General features: G+C 45.2%; 19 protein-coding genes. 15 read left to right on the top strand and 4 right to left on the bottom strand.

The genetic code is table 11. The annotated features are described in order from the left end of the window. Window positions 1–30 precede the first annotated feature (30 nt). The 6 genes from F8C82_RS14245 to F8C82_RS14220 all read left to right on the top strand — a co-directional run bounded on the left by F8C82_RS14245 (window position 31) and on the right by F8C82_RS14220 (window position 4,341). On the top strand, window positions 31–675 hold the full coding sequence (locus F8C82_RS14245) for a DUF2306 domain-containing protein (protein ID WP_151694288.1): 645 nt from the start codon (window positions 31–33) through the stop codon (window positions 673–675). Window positions 676–769: 94 nt separating this feature from the next. Then, window positions 770–982: a YgaP family membrane protein gene (locus F8C82_RS14240; protein ID WP_151694287.1), complete on the top strand. Its 213-nt coding sequence runs from the start codon at window positions 770–772 to the stop codon at window positions 980–982. A 29-nt stretch (window positions 983–1,011) separates the two neighbouring features. After that, a complete protein-coding gene (locus F8C82_RS14235; protein WP_151694286.1) occupies window positions 1,012–1,734 on the top strand; it encodes a ZIP family metal transporter in 723 nt (240 codons plus the stop codon). A gap of 91 nt (window positions 1,735–1,825) precedes the next feature. Next, window positions 1,826–3,079, top strand: a complete 1,254-nt coding sequence (locus F8C82_RS14230; protein ID WP_151694285.1) for a pyridoxal-dependent decarboxylase — start codon at window positions 1,826–1,828, stop codon at window positions 3,077–3,079. Then, a complete protein-coding gene (locus tag F8C82_RS14225) occupies window positions 3,051–3,596 on the top strand; it encodes a hypothetical protein (RefSeq protein ID WP_151694284.1) in 546 nt (181 codons plus the stop codon). The genes F8C82_RS14230 and F8C82_RS14225 overlap by 29 nt, the downstream gene beginning before the upstream one ends. Before the next feature lie 58 nt (window positions 3,597–3,654). Continuing rightward, the gene (locus F8C82_RS14220) at window positions 3,655–4,341 is read left to right on the top strand and encodes a hypothetical protein (protein WP_151694283.1); all 687 of its coding nucleotides are present in this window, start codon (window positions 3,655–3,657) and stop codon (window positions 4,339–4,341) included. Between the two features lie 70 nt (window positions 4,342–4,411). Here the strand turns inward: F8C82_RS14220 and hemH are convergent, their stop codons facing one another. Beyond that, the gene (hemH, locus tag F8C82_RS14215; RefSeq protein ID WP_151694282.1) at window positions 4,412–5,428 is read right to left on the bottom strand and encodes a ferrochelatase; all 1,017 of its coding nucleotides are present in this window, start codon (window positions 5,426–5,428) and stop codon (window positions 4,412–4,414) included. Then, window positions 5,425–6,333, bottom strand: a complete 909-nt coding sequence (locus F8C82_RS14210) for a helix-turn-helix transcriptional regulator (protein WP_151694281.1) — start codon at window positions 6,331–6,333, stop codon at window positions 5,425–5,427. Before F8C82_RS14210 ends, hemH begins: the two co-directional genes overlap by 4 nt. 183 nt (window positions 6,334–6,516) lie before the next feature. Here F8C82_RS14210 and hemA point away from each other — a divergent pair, with 183 nt between their 5' ends. The 9 genes from hemA (at window position 6,517) to F8C82_RS14165 (ending at window position 16,204) form a co-directional block, all read left to right on the top strand. Continuing rightward, window positions 6,517–7,758: a glutamyl-tRNA reductase gene (gene hemA / locus F8C82_RS14205; protein ID WP_151694280.1), complete on the top strand. Its 1,242-nt coding sequence runs from the start codon at window positions 6,517–6,519 to the stop codon at window positions 7,756–7,758. Continuing rightward, window positions 7,755–8,669 (top strand): hydroxymethylbilane synthase, encoded by a 915-nt coding sequence (gene hemC, locus F8C82_RS14200; protein ID WP_151694279.1) that lies wholly within the window; start codon window positions 7,755–7,757, stop codon window positions 8,667–8,669. The genes hemA and hemC overlap by 4 nt, the downstream gene beginning before the upstream one ends. Then, window positions 8,666–9,352, top strand: a complete 687-nt coding sequence (locus F8C82_RS14195; protein WP_151694278.1) for a uroporphyrinogen-III synthase — start codon at window positions 8,666–8,668, stop codon at window positions 9,350–9,352. Before hemC ends, F8C82_RS14195 begins: the two co-directional genes overlap by 4 nt. Next, on the top strand, window positions 9,336–10,364 hold the full coding sequence (gene hemE / locus F8C82_RS14190; RefSeq protein WP_151694277.1) for a uroporphyrinogen decarboxylase: 1,029 nt from the start codon (window positions 9,336–9,338) through the stop codon (window positions 10,362–10,364). The genes F8C82_RS14195 and hemE overlap by 17 nt, the downstream gene beginning before the upstream one ends. Window positions 10,365–10,369: 5 nt before the next feature. Then, the gene (gene hemF, locus F8C82_RS14185) at window positions 10,370–11,275 is read left to right on the top strand and encodes an oxygen-dependent coproporphyrinogen oxidase (RefSeq protein ID WP_151694276.1); all 906 of its coding nucleotides are present in this window, start codon (window positions 10,370–10,372) and stop codon (window positions 11,273–11,275) included. Window positions 11,276–11,278: 3 nt separating this feature from the next. Next, entirely contained in the window at window positions 11,279–12,259 is a 981-nt protein-coding gene (hemB, locus tag F8C82_RS14180; RefSeq protein ID WP_151694275.1) for a porphobilinogen synthase, read from the top strand. After that, window positions 12,256–13,557: a glutamate-1-semialdehyde 2,1-aminomutase gene (hemL, locus tag F8C82_RS14175; RefSeq protein WP_151694274.1), complete on the top strand. Its 1,302-nt coding sequence runs from the start codon at window positions 12,256–12,258 to the stop codon at window positions 13,555–13,557. The genes hemB and hemL overlap by 4 nt, the downstream gene beginning before the upstream one ends. Window positions 13,558–14,511: 954 nt before the next feature. After that, window positions 14,512–15,594, top strand: a complete 1,083-nt coding sequence (locus tag F8C82_RS14170; protein WP_151694273.1) for a hypothetical protein — start codon at window positions 14,512–14,514, stop codon at window positions 15,592–15,594. Between the two features lie 244 nt (window positions 15,595–15,838). Beyond that, window positions 15,839–16,204 carry a hypothetical protein gene (locus F8C82_RS14165; RefSeq protein ID WP_151694272.1) on the top strand — a complete coding sequence of 122 codons (366 nt, stop codon included), beginning with the start codon at window positions 15,839–15,841 and terminating at the stop codon, window positions 16,202–16,204. A 346-nt stretch (window positions 16,205–16,550) separates the two neighbouring features. Here F8C82_RS14165 and F8C82_RS14160 read toward each other — a convergent pair whose 3' ends face one another. Continuing rightward, a complete protein-coding gene (locus F8C82_RS14160; RefSeq protein WP_151694271.1) occupies window positions 16,551–17,213 on the bottom strand; it encodes a response regulator transcription factor in 663 nt (220 codons plus the stop codon). An 8-nt stretch (window positions 17,214–17,221) separates the two neighbouring features. Further along, the gene (locus F8C82_RS14155) at window positions 17,222–17,914 is read right to left on the bottom strand and encodes a sensor histidine kinase (protein ID WP_151694270.1); all 693 of its coding nucleotides are present in this window, start codon (window positions 17,912–17,914) and stop codon (window positions 17,222–17,224) included. Between the last annotated feature and the right edge of the window lie 6 nt (window positions 17,915–17,920).

Genomic DNA, 17,920 nt, shown 5'->3' with positions numbered 1-17,920 from the left:
AAGTTTGATTCAACATCAATTCGAGGAACCATGGAAACTCTAAAAACCAGTCTTTTAACCATTCATATCATATCTGGAACCCTGGCATTAATTGCCGGAACGATGGCTGCATTTGCCAGAAAGAGAAGAGGACTTCATTCCACTTTGGGAACCCTATTCACCAAGACCATGTACGCTGTAGGATTCACAGGATTGCCCATGGCTTTCTTCATGCACTCGTACTTTCTCCTCGGCCTGTCGGTATTTACTCTATTCATGGTTTACACAGGCAGCAGGGCCTTTGTAGGAATCAAAAAAGACAATCGCATAATTCTGTCTATTATCGGATTCATTGCCGCACTTTCACTTATAGCGATTGGCGCGCTAGCCCTGCGAAATTCCAACATGATGGGCATTGCCTCCCTTGTCTTTGGCGGAATTCTCTTCTCCATGAGTCTGCGTGAATGGGCCACTGGAAGGGGGAAAATAGCACACAATCCACTCGTTGTTCACATCAACCATATGGGAGGTTCACTCATCGCGGCTTACACCGCCTTCTTCACCATTGGCGCTCAAAGGATGTTTGATGCCATGAGCTTAGATGTCTCTCAGATCAGCATTGTTTTTTGGATGCTGCCAACCATTGTAGGTAGCATCTTTCTCACTATAGCAAATTTGAGAATTCGAAAACCCTGATCAACATCATGTTTTTGTGTGACTTAGATCATTGAAGCTCCCAATTGCATGTTAGAACTTTGAAGTAGAGAAAAACTCGTAAAACTGCTCTGCTATGAAATCTAACATGTCCAATATCGATCGATTGATCCGCTTGATTGCGGCAGTCGCAATGGCATACGCCGTATTCACTAACGCCGTAACTGGCACATTGTCTATTGTGTTCTTGATACTTGCCGCGGTGTTTGCACTCACAGCACTGGTTAAATTCTGTCCGCTTTATTTGCCGTTCGGAATTCACACCAACAAGAGAAAGAAAGCCGCTTAATCTGGTTCTTGAATCATTAACTTATTGCCATGAATTCATCATGGCTAATTGCTGCACTACTGGCTTGGGTAGGAGGATTGGGAATCCCAATGGGTGGGTTTCTCAATTCTTCTATTTCTGCAGTACTGAAGAAAAACAGAACCGTCTTTAATCACTTCATGACCGCCCTAGGTGGAGGAGCACTTCTTTCAGCTGTGGCTTTGGTCTTAGTGCCCGACGGGATGGAAAAACAGAACGATTACGTCGGAGTTTCAACCTTCGTACTCGGTGGATTCCTCTTCCTTCTGCTCGATCGCCGAATGGCACGTTCCAAAGGCGGCGGCCCCCAAGTGGTAGCCATGGTAAGTGACTTCATCCCCGAAGCGATAGCACTTGGCGCTGTCTTTTTGCAATCGGTTGAACAGGCGTATCTGCTAGCAGGCATTATGATGATTCAGAACATTCCAGAAGGATATAACGCATTTGACGAATTCCCGAGCGAAGGCTCCAAAAAACGACGAAATAAACACACCCTAAAAGTCTTCATAGCCATTAGCATCCTTGGACCGATTTGCGCCATGGTAGGTGCGCTTGCCTTAGCAGAGCACGAATCGCTTTTAGGCGCCCTGATGACCACCTCTGCCGGCGGGATCACCTACTTAATTTTCCGAGATATTGCGCCTGCTGCTAACCTGAGAAACAACTTCTACCCTTCTTTCGGCAGTATTCTAGGTTTTGCTGTTGGCCTATTGGGATGGAGTTTAGTTCATTAGTCGTACGGTTGTTGATGGGAATGAGAGGTCAGAGTGTTCGTTAAAACGCGGAGTATTCCCGATATTTGCAACCCTTATAGACTCAGAAAACATGACGACCCGTTTGAATCGCCACTGGAAGAAACTCACTCACGAAGAAATCTCAGATCGCGTGTTTGGGGCTTTGGAAAAGAACATAGACTACAGAAGTCGCAAAGCACTTGGCGTTCCGGCATCACACCTAGACGAAAAGGTGTTTTACAACAACCCTATGATGTTGAAGGACGCACCTTACTTATCTACCCTTCTACAGAATCCAAATCACATTGGTTGTCATACCCTAGGCGATTCCGAGCCTTTCTTTGCAGGAACACAAGCCATCGAAAAAGAACTGGTTGAACTCTGTGCTGAAGACATCCTTCTAGGAGAAAAAGATGCACAAGATGGATACATTGCGGCAGGAGGAACGGAAGCGAACATTCAAGCCATTTGGATTTTCCGCAATTACTTCATGAGCGAGCTCAATCTTCCCGTTGAAAAAGTTGCTCTGCTCTTTAGTGAAGATTCGCATTATTCCATGTTCAAAGCGGCCAACTTACTTCAAATGCCGCACTATGTAGCTTCTGTGGTAGATTCAGATCGAACCATTGACCGAGAGGCTTTGGAGGCTACCATTCATCGAATGAAAGAAGACGGAATTGAAGCCGTTGCAGTGGTTGCGAACATGATGACAACCATGTTTGGCTCTGCCGACCATCCCGATATTTATACGGATGCCTTGAAAAAGGCGAACATGCCTTACAAGCTTCACCTCGACGGAGCCTATGGTGGATTTGTATTCCCCTTTGTTTCAAAAGATCAAAAATGGTCTTTTGCCAACCCGGAGGTAAGCAGCATTACTTTGGACGCTCATAAAATGGTGCAAGCACCCTATGGAACGGGAATTTATTTGGCTAGAAAAGGCCTTATCCCTTATGCAACCACCGGAGAAGCGCAATACGTAGCGGGTTTGGATGCTACCCTAAGCGGATCTCGTTCTGGGGCCAACGCCATCAGTGTTTGGATGATTCTTCAAACCTATGGCCCCAACGGCTGGTTTGAAAAAATCCACCTGCTTTCATTCAGAGCCGACTGGTTAAGCAAAGAACTCGACGCACTGAATATAGATTATTACCGTTACCCGGGTAGCAATATTGTAACCATGCGAGCTGGACAATTTCCAGAGGAATTGGTGGACAAATATGGACTTGTTCCCGATTCTCACGAGGGGTCCGCTAAATGGTACAAAGTTGTCATTATGGACCACGTAAATGTGGATGATATGGTACCTTTCGTAAATGATCTTAAAGAATTGCTCAAAGCTTAAACTGCTCCTTAGCCTTCTCCTCTTCTTCACTTTTGGAAGGAAGAGCGTTGCACAGGATTGGCCTGTGGTGATGCGCATCACCGACAGCGCTGAATTTGTTGCCATGGAACCCATGGTGGATAGCGCTATTTCTTACCTGAGAAACACTCTACCGCAAGATGATGTAATAGGTAGAATGAAGGCGGTTGACTTTTTAGACAAGTGGATATCAGGGGTTCCCTACATCATCATTAACCAGTTGGATTACTTGTTGAAACACTCTGAGAAGAATCACGAGTTGATGACCCAGCACGTCGCTGGAAAACTCGCCTACCTCAGAGCCCACCCCAACACCCCTCCTGACTCCTATGCTTCTGAACTAAATGGGTTGATATGGATGATTGACCTCTATGAACGTGGCAGCTTCCCTACCATGGAAAACATGGACGAACTTGTTGAGCTGAGAAAGAACGGAGAAATTGAGACTTGGCTTGCGCGAAAAATCCCCTCTGATTGGGAGCCTCGAGCGGAAGAGTGAATCGATTCGGTGAATTGATACAAAATATCGACCTTTAACGAATCATAAATGAATCAACATGAAATTTAAACACATTCTACCTGTCTTTGCTGCACTAGCACTTGTTAGCTGTGGAGCTTTTAAATCTTCTGAACCAAAACCAGTAGTTGGGAAAATCACTTACTCAATGAAAGTGGAGTCAGTTGACGGCCAAGACAACCCAATGATTGAAGCCATGCAACAGTTCCTTCCATCAAGAGTGGAACAAGCTTCTAACGGTGTAGATTACGCCATGAGAATGGACGGTATGCAAGCCATGCACATCGTTGCTAAGTCTGCCGACAGCATGGTGTACGTTGCCGCTGGCGGTGAATTCATCAAGACTTCCATCTCTAACTTGAACAATCAAGCAGATTCTGAGCAAGGTGAAATTGAAACCGTTGTAGAAGAATTGGGAGACACCAAAGAGGTGTTGGGAATGACTTGTAAAGGTTACCGTGTAACTGCGGGTGAAACCGTTTCTACACTTTACGTAAACAGTGATTTCACGCTAAACTCACCATCGGGAATGCCGAACATGATGAACGGAGCTCAAGCTACCGGAAACGTTGAAGGCACTCCACTCTACGTTGAAGTAATCATGAATCAAGGTGGACAAGAGTTCAAAATGATCATGGAAGCAACCGAATTTGTGGAAGGCGAGGAAGCCATTAAAGATATCCTTACCCCTTCGAAAGGCGAATACGTTTACCAAGAGGAAATGTAATTCGATTGCCCAATCCAAAAAAAGCCCTCCATCTTCCGATGGAGGGCTTTTTTTGGATTACAGCGAAGACTTAGGCGCGTTCCTCAATCCACTTGCTCAGCAAGGCCGACCAATCATCGCGATCGTTCAAACAGTCGACAACATCGATTGATTTCCCTCCTGCAGCAATGAACTCTTCGGCCCCTTCTACCTGAATTTCTTCTAGCGTCTCAAGGCAATCAGACACAAACGCTGGGCAAACCACAATGAGTTTCTCCATTCCAGATTTGCCATACTCTTCCAGCGTTGCATCCGTAAACGGTGTGAGCCATGGGTCTCTGCCCAGTCTACTCTGAAAACTCACACTGTACTGATCCGTTGTGAGTCCGAGTTTCTCAGCCACCAAACGTGTAGTTTCAAAACACTGGTGACGATAACACTGCGCATGAGCAGGCGAAGGTGTACTGCAACAATTCTCTGTCTTCAAGCAATGACAGCCCGTCACATCCCCCTTTAAAATGTGACGCTCAGGAACCCCGTGGTAACTGAATAGCACCTTGTTGAAAGGCTCCTGCAATGATGGACGAATAGACTCCGCTAGGATATTGATATAGTCTTCATCGTTGTAAAAAGGATCTTGAAAATCCAGCTCAACACCTGGACAAATCACAGCTGCTTCCTCCTTAACCTTTTCAACCACCGTTTCAAAACTCGACATGGCGTAGTGCGGGTACAGCGGCAAAACATACACCTTCTTCAAGTCACTATTTCTCTCCATCAACTTCTTTAAGGAAGAAGCAATGGATGGATTCCCGTAACGCATGGCAATTTCCACGGGTAATGAAGTCCCATTCTGCACCTTCTTTTGAAGGCGCTTCGTCAATACAATTAAAGGCGAACCTTCATCCCACCAAATGGACTTATACGCTTCCGCCGATTTCTTTGGACGTGTGTTCAAGATGATGCCTCGAACCAATAGCGCTCGGAACAAGAATGGATAATCGATCACGCGTTTATCCATCAGGAATTCATCCAAATACTTCTTTACGTCTTTCACTTCCGTAGAATCCGGAGATCCTAGGTTTACGAGTAAGGCTGCTGTCTTCATTCGTTAGACAAGTATTTTTTAGGTGTTATGCCAAATTTCTTTTTAAAAGCGGTGATGAAATGGCTCGGGTTGGTGTACCCCAAGGCATACGCCACTTCATTCACTTTGTATTTTCCCGAATCTAAGAGAGATCTCGAATGATCCATCTTGTGATCGAGCAAGTAACCATATACCGTATTTCCATACACTTCCTTGAAGCCCACCTTGAGTCGGTACTCATTCAAGCCCACTTCTCTAGCAAGGTCTTTAATGCTCGGTGGATTGGCCATGTTCTTCATCAAGAACTCTTTTGCCAATTTGATCTTGCGAACATTGTCCTCATCATTCAAAAAAGGACAGCTCACCGTATCTACTTCTCGGGCACTGAAGTAAAAACTCAAAAGTTCATACACTTTCCCCTTGTAGAAAAGTTTTTGAGCTTGCGGAGACAGATGTGTGTTAAACAACTGATTTAGAACCACTATGGTTTGAGATGCAATCTGCCTTTCGTCGTAAAACTTGCGATTGATATTCTCGCTCGACAAAAAAGGTAGCTCTGCGGCGTCTTCCACAAACAACTCATGCACACGATCTATCGTAAGGAAGAGGAACACGTGCTTTGCGCCCGGGTTAACAGTGATATTCACTGGCAATTCCTTCTCCGGATTGTAGAAGAAAAAGTTCTTCCCCTCTTGGAGTTGTAGTTGATATGTAGGACCAAACTTGAACGTACTTTGACCCTCCAATGCAAAATAGAATTGAATGACACTTTTGGGCATATCCCTCTGAATCACAAAGGGTTCACTCCCGTCATTCTCAATCTTCACCAAGGTTATCCCCTCCGATACGCGAATGAGTTCTCTACTTCGTTCAGCGATATTTTCTGGATCCTCCGTACTTTTGAATTCAGTGGCACCTACTTTCATAATCAGCGGTATTTTCAACTCAAAACCTCGACTATTCAAGGCATTGAGCAAAATTACCTCACGGAAGATTTAGAACGATTCTAAATTAATCACATCATTCTATGAGGGTATTTATTTTACTTCTAGAGGTATTTTCCAATTACTCTCATAGGTATTTTTGTCACCGTTCAGAAAGAACTTAGTTTGAAAAGGACCACAGACCATTTTGAGGAAATGACCGTGTTCGGTGTAAGTTACCGGACAGCCAACGTTCACCAACGTCAAGCCTACAGCTTGAGTGAGGTAGAGCAAGCCTCCTTGTTGTCCGAACTCACTGAACAAACCGATTTCAAAGGCTTCATCATTTCTACCTGCAACCGCACAGAAATCATCGGCCTGACTCATCAACCGGAGTCTGTTCTCGCCCTTTATCTAGATCACACCAATGGCAATGCCGAAGAGTTTGCGGATTTAGGGTACTCGCTTCGAGGGATGGATGCACTTTCACATCTCTTCAAAGTAAGTGTGGGGATGGAAAGTCAAATCCCGGGTGATTTTGAAATCATAATGCAGGTTCGCAAAGGCTTCCGTTGGGCTCACAAGGCAAATGCCGTAAATGGTTACCTCGAAAAAATCATCAATCACGTTATCCATGCTAGCAAGCGCGTGAAATCTGAAACAGGCTACTCCACTGGAGCAACTTCTGTTTCCTACGCTGCTGCGCGTTATTTGAAGGATGAATTCGAAGATTTGTCGGATGTAAAAATCACGCTTTATGGCTTGGGTAAATTTGGTCGAATTACACTTGATCACCTCTTGGGCCTTACTGCTCCAAAAAACATCACCTTGGTGAACCGTTCGGACGAAAAAGCGGAAAAATACGCTAACGAGTCTGGCGCCGTCTACTGTCCACACGAGAGCCTACAATCTGCCATCGACCAAACCGACATCTTGATTGTGGCGACAGGTGCAGATCGACCGATTCTTACCGTAAACGAACTCGACCGTCCTAAGCTCACCACAGTGATTGACATGGCTGTTCCTTCGAACGTAGCCACTGAAGTTGGAGATTTACCTCAGCTTCGTCTTCTAGATGTGGATGAGCTATCACAGATGACGCGCAATGCACTTCAGAAACGATTGGATGAACTTCCTGCTGTGGAAGCCATAGTTGCTGAAGAAATTGACGAATTAATGGATTGGCACACCATGCGTGGACACGCTCCACAAATTGAAACCGCCATCGATTTCATCCTTTCTAAGGGAACTGAACTTCTCGACCTGGTGTCGGAAGCCTATGAAACCGCTATGATGCCCACTTCTGAAGAGGCATTCCTCAAACAAAAAATGCAACGTTACTTCTGCTACCACATTCGTAGAGGACAAAGCGTAGAATTCATTCGAACCGACTTATCTTCGAGGTTGTCGGTAACAAGTTCAAAATGAGCAACTCCCCAATTCGGATTGGCACAAGAGACAGCAAGCTTGCCATGTGGCAAGCACACACCGTAGCTCGTCTTCTTCGTGTTCAAAATATAGAGGTCGAAATTATCCCTGTGAAGTCACAAGGCGATATTGATACCACCCGCCCGCTTCACGAGCTAGGCACTACAGGCGTTTTTACGAAAGTTTTAGACGATGCCCTTTTCAATAATGAAATTGACATCGCCGTTCACTCGCTTAAGGACTACCCTACTCAGCCACCTGCGGGCATTGTGCTTTCGGCACATTTAGAAAGAGAAGACCCCATGGATCTCTTCATTCCAAAAGGCGACACTTCTTTTTTGAATGACAGAGAAAGTGTTTCTACCATCGGCACTGGGAGCATTCGCAGAGTAGCGCAATGGCTACATCACTTTCCAAACCACACCACGGAGAATTTGAGAGGAAACGTACAAACGCGTTTGATCAAACTCAAAGAAAGCAATTGGAGTGGGATAATTATGGCATCTGCGGGATTGCGAAGAATGGAGTTAGTTCCAGAAAATGCTGTGGCATTGGATTGGATGATTCCAGCACCCGCACAGGGCGTAGTGGGAATTACTCACAGAGAAGGCGATGTAATTGCACTCGATGCTTGTAAACTTCTCGACGTAGAACTCTCCCGAATTACAAGCACCGTAGAACGACAGTTCCTTCGCACCTTAGAAGGAGGATGTTCAGCTCCGATTGGAGCACTTGCGCGAGTATCAGGACAAAAAATATTCTTTGTTGGAACCCTTCACTCCTTAGATGGCAAATCTGAAGTGAAGGTGGAAGACTCTGCTAATCTTGAAGATTGGCCAACGCTCGGCGAAAAATTCGCTCTGCGTGCAAAGCAAAATGGCGGAGATGCCATTCTAAGCACATTGAAATGAGCGCCAATCAACAACGTATTCTCTTTACAAAGCCCCTAAGTGAACACCGCAAGGCTTTGCTGGAACAGATGGTAGAAGTAACAGAAGTGAAAGCTCTTGAGCCCGTACTACTTCCCATCAGTGAACTTCCAGAACCCAAAGAGTGGATTATCGTGACCAGTCCAAATGCACTCGAAAGCATTCGTATCCTGCTTGAACAAGGATGGGGTAAGAACTCTAAATGGGCAACGGTTGGCTTTCGATCTCAAGAAAAGATTGCCGAATTCGGTATCACAACAACGATCAAAGCGAACCATGGAAAAGACTTGGTGAGCAAGCTTCCAGAATCGGGCAGTGCACAGTACTTATGTGGAAAAGACCGGACTCCAGCAGTTGAGAATTACCTCTCGTCCAATGACTGGGATTTCGAAACCATAGAAACGTACTGGACACAGGCCACTCACCCACATGTGAATTTCAACAACTTTGACGCGGTCTGCTTTTTTAGTCCGCGCAATGTAACCTCCGTCCTTCGTCACAACGAATGGCCAACATCGGGCACCGACGCACTAGCGATTGGCCCAACCACAGCCGAAGCATTGATAAAACAAGGCATCACTCCATTGGTTGTACCAGAAACACCCGATGTACTCTTATTGACACAACACTATTTAGAATTAAAAGCTCATGGCTCTTCAAAATGATCTTTTGCTTCGTGCATTGCGCGGAGAGGAACTTTCTCGTCCACCTGTATGGATGATGCGTCAAGCTGGTAGATACTTGCCAGACTTTATGAAGTTGAAAGAGAAATATCCATTCTTTGAACGAATTGGGAACCCAGAAATGGCCACCGAAATCACCCTTCAACCCGTAGATCAGGTAGGTGTAGATGCGGCGATTCTCTTCTCTGACATCTTGGTAATTCCTCAGGCCATGGGCATCGAAGTTCAGATGATCCCAGGCAAAGGGCCCTACCTTCCCAATCCTATTCGCGAAGAAAAAGACTTTCTTCGTCTCGTAAAGCCAGACGTTGAAGAGAGCTTGGGTTATGTTTATGAAGCCATCAAGCTAACCAAACAAGCGCTGAACAACCGCGTTCCGCTCATTGGTTTTGCAGGATCTCCATGGACCATCCTTTGTTACATGGTAGAAGGACAAGGTTCGAAAGAATTTTCAACGGCCAAGAGTTTCTGCTTCCATCGTCCTGATTTAGCACATAAACTTCTCGATGCCATTACAGATGCGACCATCGCTTACCTCAAAGGAAAAATTCGCGCTGGTGTGGATGTGATTCAGCTTTTCGACTCTTGGGGTGGTATGCTCGGTCAGGCTGATTACTCGGAATTCTCCCTTCCTTACCTCGATAAAATCACAAAGGCATTGAAAGATGAAGTTCCAGTCGTACTCTTCGGCAAAGGCTGTTGGTATGCACTGGGCGACTTGGCTAAAACAGGCGCATCAGCACTAGGTGTAGACTGGACCGTAACGCCACAGCAGGCACGTCAATTTGCGGGTGAAAACATCACCCTTCAAGGCAACTTTGACCCAAGCCGACTTCTAAGTCCTATCCCTGTCATCGAAAAGATGGTGAAGGAAATGATTGATGGTTTTGGAACCCAGCGATACATCGCAAACTTGGGACATGGTATTCTTCCTACCATTCCGGTAGACCACGCTATAGCCTTTGTAAACGCAGTAAAGAATTACGAGAAGTAAGCAAGATGAAAGAGCGTTTCGCACAACTTGTCAGAGATATTCAAGATGAGATTTGCAACGCCCTCGAGAATCTCGATGGGGGTGCAAAATTCGAAGAAGACCTTTGGGAACGACCTGGAGGAGGAGGCGGTAGGACCCGTGTTATCCGCGATGGCAAAGTGTTCGAAAAAGGAGGTGTCAACACCTCTGAAGTATATGGTGAGTTGCCCGAGATCATGCAAAAAAGATTGGGTGTAGAAGGTGCTGAATTTTATGCCACTGGAGTTTCATTGGTGATTCACCCCGTCAACCCTATGGTGCCCACCGTTCATCTCAACTATCGTTATTTTGAGATGTACAACGAGGATGGGTCCGTGAAAGATGCATGGTTTGGTGGCGGTGCTGATCTCACTCCTTACTATCTCTTTGAAGATGATTGTGTTCACTTTCATCAAATGCACAAAGACGCATGCGATAGCATTGACGCCAACTTCTACCCGCGCTTCAAGCAACAATGTGACGATTACTTTGTCAACACGCATAGGAATGAAAATCGCGGTATTGGCGGTATCTTCTACGATTATATGCGTGTGGATGAAAAACACTCGGCAGAAGACTACTACTCCTTAGCTTCCGCCTGTGGCAAGGCCTTTCTCAACGCCTATTTACCAATTGTAGAAAAGCGAATGGAATTGCCCTATTCCGAAGAAAATACCTTTTGGCAAGAAATCCGCCGAGGCCGTTATGTTGAGTTCAATTTGGTACACGATAGAGGCACCACCTTCGGACTCAAAACGAACGGAAGAACAGAAAGTATATTGATGAGTCTTCCAGCTCGTGCTCGTTGGGAATACGACTACCACCCTAAGCCCGGCACACCCGAGGCAGAAATGGTAGCTGCACTCCAACCACGCAACTGGTTAAATCTATAAGTTATGATCGTACGTCCTAGAATTCTTCGTGCATCTGGAGCCGTACGTGAGTTGGTTCAAGAGACACGAATTCACGTATCAGACTTCATGGTTCCTCTTTTCATTGTAGAAGGAACCGGGATTAAAGAACCCATCGCCTCCATGCCTGGGTACTATCGCTACAGCCTAGATCTGTTGGTCGATGAAATCCGTGAGATTTCAGATCTCGGCTTGAAAAGCGTACTCCTTTTTGTGAAGGTGGAAGACGCCCTCAAAGACAATGCTGGGACGGAAGCCTTGAACCCAAATGGATTAATGCAACGCGCCATTCGAACAGTGAAGGACGTCAATCCAGAATTGCTGGTTCTTACGGATGTTGCTTTAGATCCATACTCCAGCTACGGCCACGACGGCATTGTAGAAAACGGCCAAATCATCAATGATCCTACGGTAGAAGTTCTCGCCCAAATGGCCGTAAGTCATATCAAGGCTGGTGCCGATTGGGTAGCTCCAAGTGATATGATGGATGGCAGAATTGGGGCAATCCGACTCGCTTTTGAAGAAGCCGGATACACCAATGCTGGAATCATGGCCTATAGCGCCAAATACGCATCCTGTTTCTACGGCCCATTCCGTGACGCTCTCGACAGCGCACCAGGTTTTGGCGACAAGAAGACCTATCAGATGAACCCTGCAAATATTCGCGAGGGATTGAAAGAGGCTATCTTAGATATGGAAGAGGGCGCTGATATGCTGATGGTGAAACCCGCCATTTCTTATCTAGATGTCATCAAGACCCTTAAAGAAGAACTGCTGTTGCCCGTGAGTGCCTATCACGTAAGTGGTGAATACGCCATGATAAAAGCCGCGGCAGAAAGAGGATGGCTAAACGAAGAACAAGCTGTCATTGAATCTATGTTGGGACTCAAGCGCGCAGGTGCAGATATTATTGCTACCTACTTTGCGAAAGACGTTGCCCGACTCATTGAAAAATACAAGTTATGATCAATCCTACTGAAAGAAAGAGAAGTGAATCCCTGTTTGAACGCGCTAACAAGCACATTCCAGGCGGTGTAAACTCTCCTGTCCGCGCATTTAAATCTGTAGGAGGAACCCCAATCTTCTTCAAAAAAGCAGAGGGTGCGTACTTATTTGACGAAGACGAAAATAGGTACATTGACTTCATCAATTCATGGGGTCCTATGATCTTAGGACACGGTTTTCCAGAAGTTGTTTCTGCGATACAAAAGCAAGCAGAAACAGCCATGAGCTTTGGCGCTCCGACAGAGTTGGAAATTGAACTTGCGGAAACCATATGCGAAATGACGGGCATCGACATGGTGCGCATGGTAAATAGTGGAACAGAAGCCTGCATGAGCGCGATACGCTTGGCACGTGGCTACACTGGCCGCAATAAGGTTATCAAATTTGAAGGCTGTTACCACGGTCATGCAGACAGCTTTCTCATCAAAGCAGGATCTGGCGTTTCTACCCTTGGCCTACCTAACAGTCCAGGTGTAACTTCTGGCACAGCCCAAGACACACTCACTGCACCATTCAACAACTTGGCCGCTGTAGAGAAATTGATTGAAGAAAATCCAGGTGAAATTGCTGCAATCATCACTGAACCCGTAGCGGGCAACATGGGATGTATTCCTCCACTAGAAGGATACATGGAAGGCCTTCGCGCCCTTTGTGACGAACATGGTATTGTTTTCATCATGGATGAAGTAATGACCGGATTTCGCTTAGCTCCAGGGGGCGCACAAGAACGCTTAGGAGTTAAAGCCGACTTAGTTTGCTACGGCAAAGTGATTGGCGGCGGCATGCCTGTTGGAGCTTTTGGCGGAAAGCGTGAAATCTTCGACCATATTGCACCAAATGGTCCCGTTTATCAAGCGGGAACTCTAAGCGGCAACCCGCTCGCAGTAGTAAGTGGATTGACTACCCTCAACTATTTGAAGGATCATCCAGAAACATACGCTCAGATCGATCACATGACCGAGCGTATTGAAACGGGGATGAGAGAATTGCTGGATAAACACGGGTTTGAATATCGAATCAACCGTTTAGGCAGCATGATTAGCATTCACTTTTGCGACACTGATGTCGTTGATTTTAATTCAGCTATGGAAGGCAATAACGACAAGTTCAAGCAGTTCTTCCACGGCATGTTGAACGAAGGAGTCTACCTTCCACCAAGCGCTTTCGAAACTTGGTTCATCAGCATGACCATTGGGGAAAGTGAACTTGAGCACACCCTCTACGCAGCAGACAGAGTCTTACAAGAGATGAAAAAATAAAGTCTCGAAATAGTTTAAAAGGCAGTGATCTCACTGTCTTTTTTCTTTTTGGAGGGGCTTATTATTAAATTGGATGTCTAGTGGCTAAACCTAGCTCCAAACTCCTCAAACCCCTCAAACCCCTTAAACCCCTCACCCCCCCCCCTAAACATGTCACCTCCCATCAACCATCACCTATTAAAAAGACGCATTCTAAGAGATTCCATACGGCTCTTGGCAGCGCAAACGGGAGGAAATCTGATTGCTGTCCTTTTTCTCGACATCCATCTAGATAAAGCGATCGCCTTTAACGCGGGCATTCTCATAGGCACTCTATCCATTTGGATATATAGACTATACACTCTATCTAAAAAGTGCTACATCCCTGATATGTCGGTAGAAAGCGATGCCCTACACGCGAGAGTGTACTCGCAACTTTACGGGGAAAACGAATTAACCATCCCGATTGAGGACATCTCAAAAATTACAGTCTCTCCAAGGCAAAAAAGGAAGCGCGACTATTATCTCTATCGTTGTACGGTTAGATATATAACTTCAGAAAAATTGTGGGCAGAGGAGAAATTCTATGTACGATCTTGGGAAGAAGCTCAAAAATTTGCGGCTTTAAAAGTGAGAGTATCCTCCAAGTGACTTTAAGCGTTTGAGATTCCCCGGGGACTAACGTCCACCCCTCCCCGTTCTCAATTTCGTGATAATTTTCGTCTTATCTTAAAAACTCAAAATAAGATGCAAGGTGTTATATACTAATCGTTTACACTCGTTTATCGTACGACTAATGAAAAAATAACGCTTACCTTGATAGCGGGGCAGCGGGTACTGCCCCCGGGCATGCGCCCACCCCATCATCAATCCCAAATCGCACTTTGTATTCAAAGTATTCACTCTAAGCTCCACTCTTTCGAACATAAACCCCATGCTTCCTCAATTCTCAACTCTCCTCTAACCTTACTTCATATGAAATACCACCTCTACTTCTATTTCTTCGCTCTACTACTATTCTCATGTCAAGTATCAAATGATCAAAACTCTAGTAGACCTATCTCTACTAACCTTGCAGACACAACTTCACAAATCCCGAGCGACGTCGAAACTATTCACAGGTATACTTCAGAGAATCTACGAGTTTATGCAGATTACAATGTGGGCATTGAGGATGGGCAGCGCTATATCTCCTTTACACCGCTTTCAGATAGTTACAACTGGCATTGGCATAGAGAAGTGGACTTAGACTCCGCCATCATCGATAGAAAATACTTAGGGAAAATTAATGCTAACAATAACTATCACACGCTTGCGCCCAGGAATAGACGAGCATTCTTAGATTCTATACAAGTGTCTGAGACAGATTCCGTGTTTACCTATGTCTATGGCTCGAACCGGATAAAACGTTCGCAGGTTGCCGACCTGAAAGTTGTTGCCTGGGTGAGTTACTACGAGAGCAGCTCCGCTCATAGCTCGTCACAGTTTATGGTAGGTTTTGAAATTGACTCCTCACCGTCTCGGAACGATCTGGAAACAGGAATAACCGCAGTTGACACTCGTAATCCATATAGTACGACAGGACTTCATCCTGTCCATTGGCGGAAGAGTGATACCCTTTTATTCGATCTAGACATGACCATCATGGGACCCAATCGATGTTATCGGGTAGATTCAGCAGGAACTCCATTGGAATTCACATATCAGAACTACCATCTCATCGTCCAAGACTTCTATCAGGAGTTCCGCAGAAAGCGAAGAGATGAGTATATCTCCTATTACAACCACATCTTGCGGAAACTAGTCGTTATTGATAACAAAACAAAAGAGCTCATCTGTGAGAAATTCTACTTTGACACCGAAGGCTCTTCTCCGGCCTTTATCACAGAATCGAGCAGTGATGAAAATGGTGTAGCCAATCAATGGATAGGTACTCTATTCAACGGGTATCCCCCCATCCTTTCCGATATGGAATATCAGAGCTTTGGCTGTTCTGACCTCCAGTTTATAGACAGGAATCAGGGAGGCATTACCTTGCGCTGTGACAACAGGCATTAAAAAACGTTCCCAACAAAGGAGTGCTGGGAACGCTTAACCAAAACACCTGAAGTTACCACGCTTCAGGTGACACCAGTGGGAGCAAGCTGAAGAGGTCATCATTCAAAGCCGCATCCTATCTTCAATTTAGTAAAATATTATTACACATCACGACAAATCAATCGGACATTATTCCAATCTGTCGTAAAACAAAACTGGACATGTTTGTTAAAGCACTTTTTACGTGTTAATAACAACCTTGTTCATGTCGGATACTCTTAAAATAGGAGAACTCATTAAAGCGAGAACGGAAGAAATTGGATTGAAGCCTTCCGAGTTTGCACGCATGATCCACAAGACGAGGCAGAACGTTCACAACATCTTTAAGAGAGACACCATTGACACGCAACTTTTGTTGGAAATTTCAAGGTGTTTGAACTACGACTTCTTCACAGAATATTCCTTAATCCTCCGTTCTGAATCGGAACTAGAAGTCTCGCTAGAGTCCGAGTCTCCCTACCTCGGGAAAGACAAACAAGTACACATCCACGTCCATCTCGAGAAGGTTGATCAGTTAACTGAGGACACAAAAAGCGCAATTATCGAGTCGATTAAGAAAGGCTTGAAATAAAAAAAGGCCGATTCTAGGTGAAATCGGCCTTGAGAGACGGGGTACTAGATTCCCCCTGCGCAAGAGAAATTAATAACTATCAGGAATTGCGTTTCGCTTAATACTGACTGACCAGCGAACACTCCGAACGAGTACAGGATGCTTTATTCTGTACCTAGTTTGGTTGGACTGTCTAATCGGAGTGCTCATCTGATATTATCCCAATAGCATTATTTGACTGATTCAAATGTACCAATGGATAAAACATGAATTTCCACCCCCACTAAAGCAGGTGCTGAATTTGAGCAACTTAGAAAATTAAAATACGTAGAAATACGTACGGAAAGGGGTAGAAAATGTACTTGTACTACATTTCAATCTGGATGATACCCTCACGAATAGCACATAAGACTAGCCCAATGGTCTTCTTGGTTTCAAACTTCTGATGCAAATGAGAAATGTGCTTCTCTACCGTTCTAGATGAAATGTTCAGCTTCTCCGCCATTTCAACCGCGGTGTGTTCCTTGCTTAGAAGATTGAGAATCTCCACCTCTCTTTCGGTAACACCACTCAATAATGAAGACTTACGACGGCGACGAGCTCTGAAGCTATTTTGAAACAGCGACTGACTGACTTTTTGATTCAGGTACTGACCGGTTTCATGAACCTTCTCAATGGCTAGCTCAACTTCTGTAGGATCTGCATTCTTAAGTAAGAACGCGCGACCACCAGCTCGAATGAATTCTACAATGATATCATTGTCGTCATACTGAGAAAGGCCAATCACACCGAGTTCAGGATGATATTCAGCAATTTTCCCAACCGCTTCAATACCGTCCATTTTTGGCATTCGAATATCTGTGATTACAATATCACAAGGGGTGGTATCCAGAATATTTAGTAATTCAACGCCATCGGAAGCTTCCGCCACCACGACAACTCCAATCAAACTGTTGATCAAATTGACCAACGCAGCACGAATCAACTGTTGATCTTCGGCTAAAACCACGCGAATTTTTTCCTTGCTCATGTCTAAAGTCAATCTTCTAATGGAACGGTCATTTGTAAAGATACGCCCTTGCCTGGCTCCGACCACAATTTGTAGGATCCGTTGAGGTACTCCACTCTCGACTTGATATTTCGTGTACCAAGACCAGCGTCAACTGCATTCATGTCAAAGCCTACACCATCATCCGTTATGGAGAAATTTACTGTGTTATCCACAATGTCAACTTTCACACAAATCTGTTTGGCCTGACCGTATTTTAAGGTGTTCTGGATAAACTCTTGAAGAATTCTGTACAACGCCAAATCGCGGTTTACCTTGAACTCTACCCATTCTTCAGGAGCTTCAAATTCTATCGCAAGTCCGGTTTGCGATTCAACACGATCAAACAAATCGTCCAAAGCATCTAACAAACCAAATCGCTCTAAAACAGGAGGCATTAATTCCCTACTGATGGAACGCAGGTCTTGAATGGTGGCATCTAGGGTTTCCAGCGCGCTAGAATTGTCCCCACCGTTTTGGGCAACAGCCATTCTAACTACCGTAAGTTGCGCATTGATCTGATCGTGTAACTCCTCAGATATCATCTTCCTTTCGCGCTCACTTCCCTCAATGGTAGCTCGCAATAGCTTGTTCTGCTCTTCTACCAGAATCCGAGCCTTTTCCTGTTCGGTTTCCACGACCTTTCTTCTGGAATGACTGAGCGCATAGATACTGCCAATCATCACAAT

Source organism: Phaeocystidibacter marisrubri (assembly GCF_008933165.1).
Lineage (GTDB): Bacteria > Bacteroidota > Bacteroidia > Flavobacteriales > Schleiferiaceae > Phaeocystidibacter > Phaeocystidibacter marisrubri.
The sequence above is the reverse complement of the archived record's forward strand: the minus strand, read 5'-3'. Positions and strand labels throughout refer to the sequence as shown.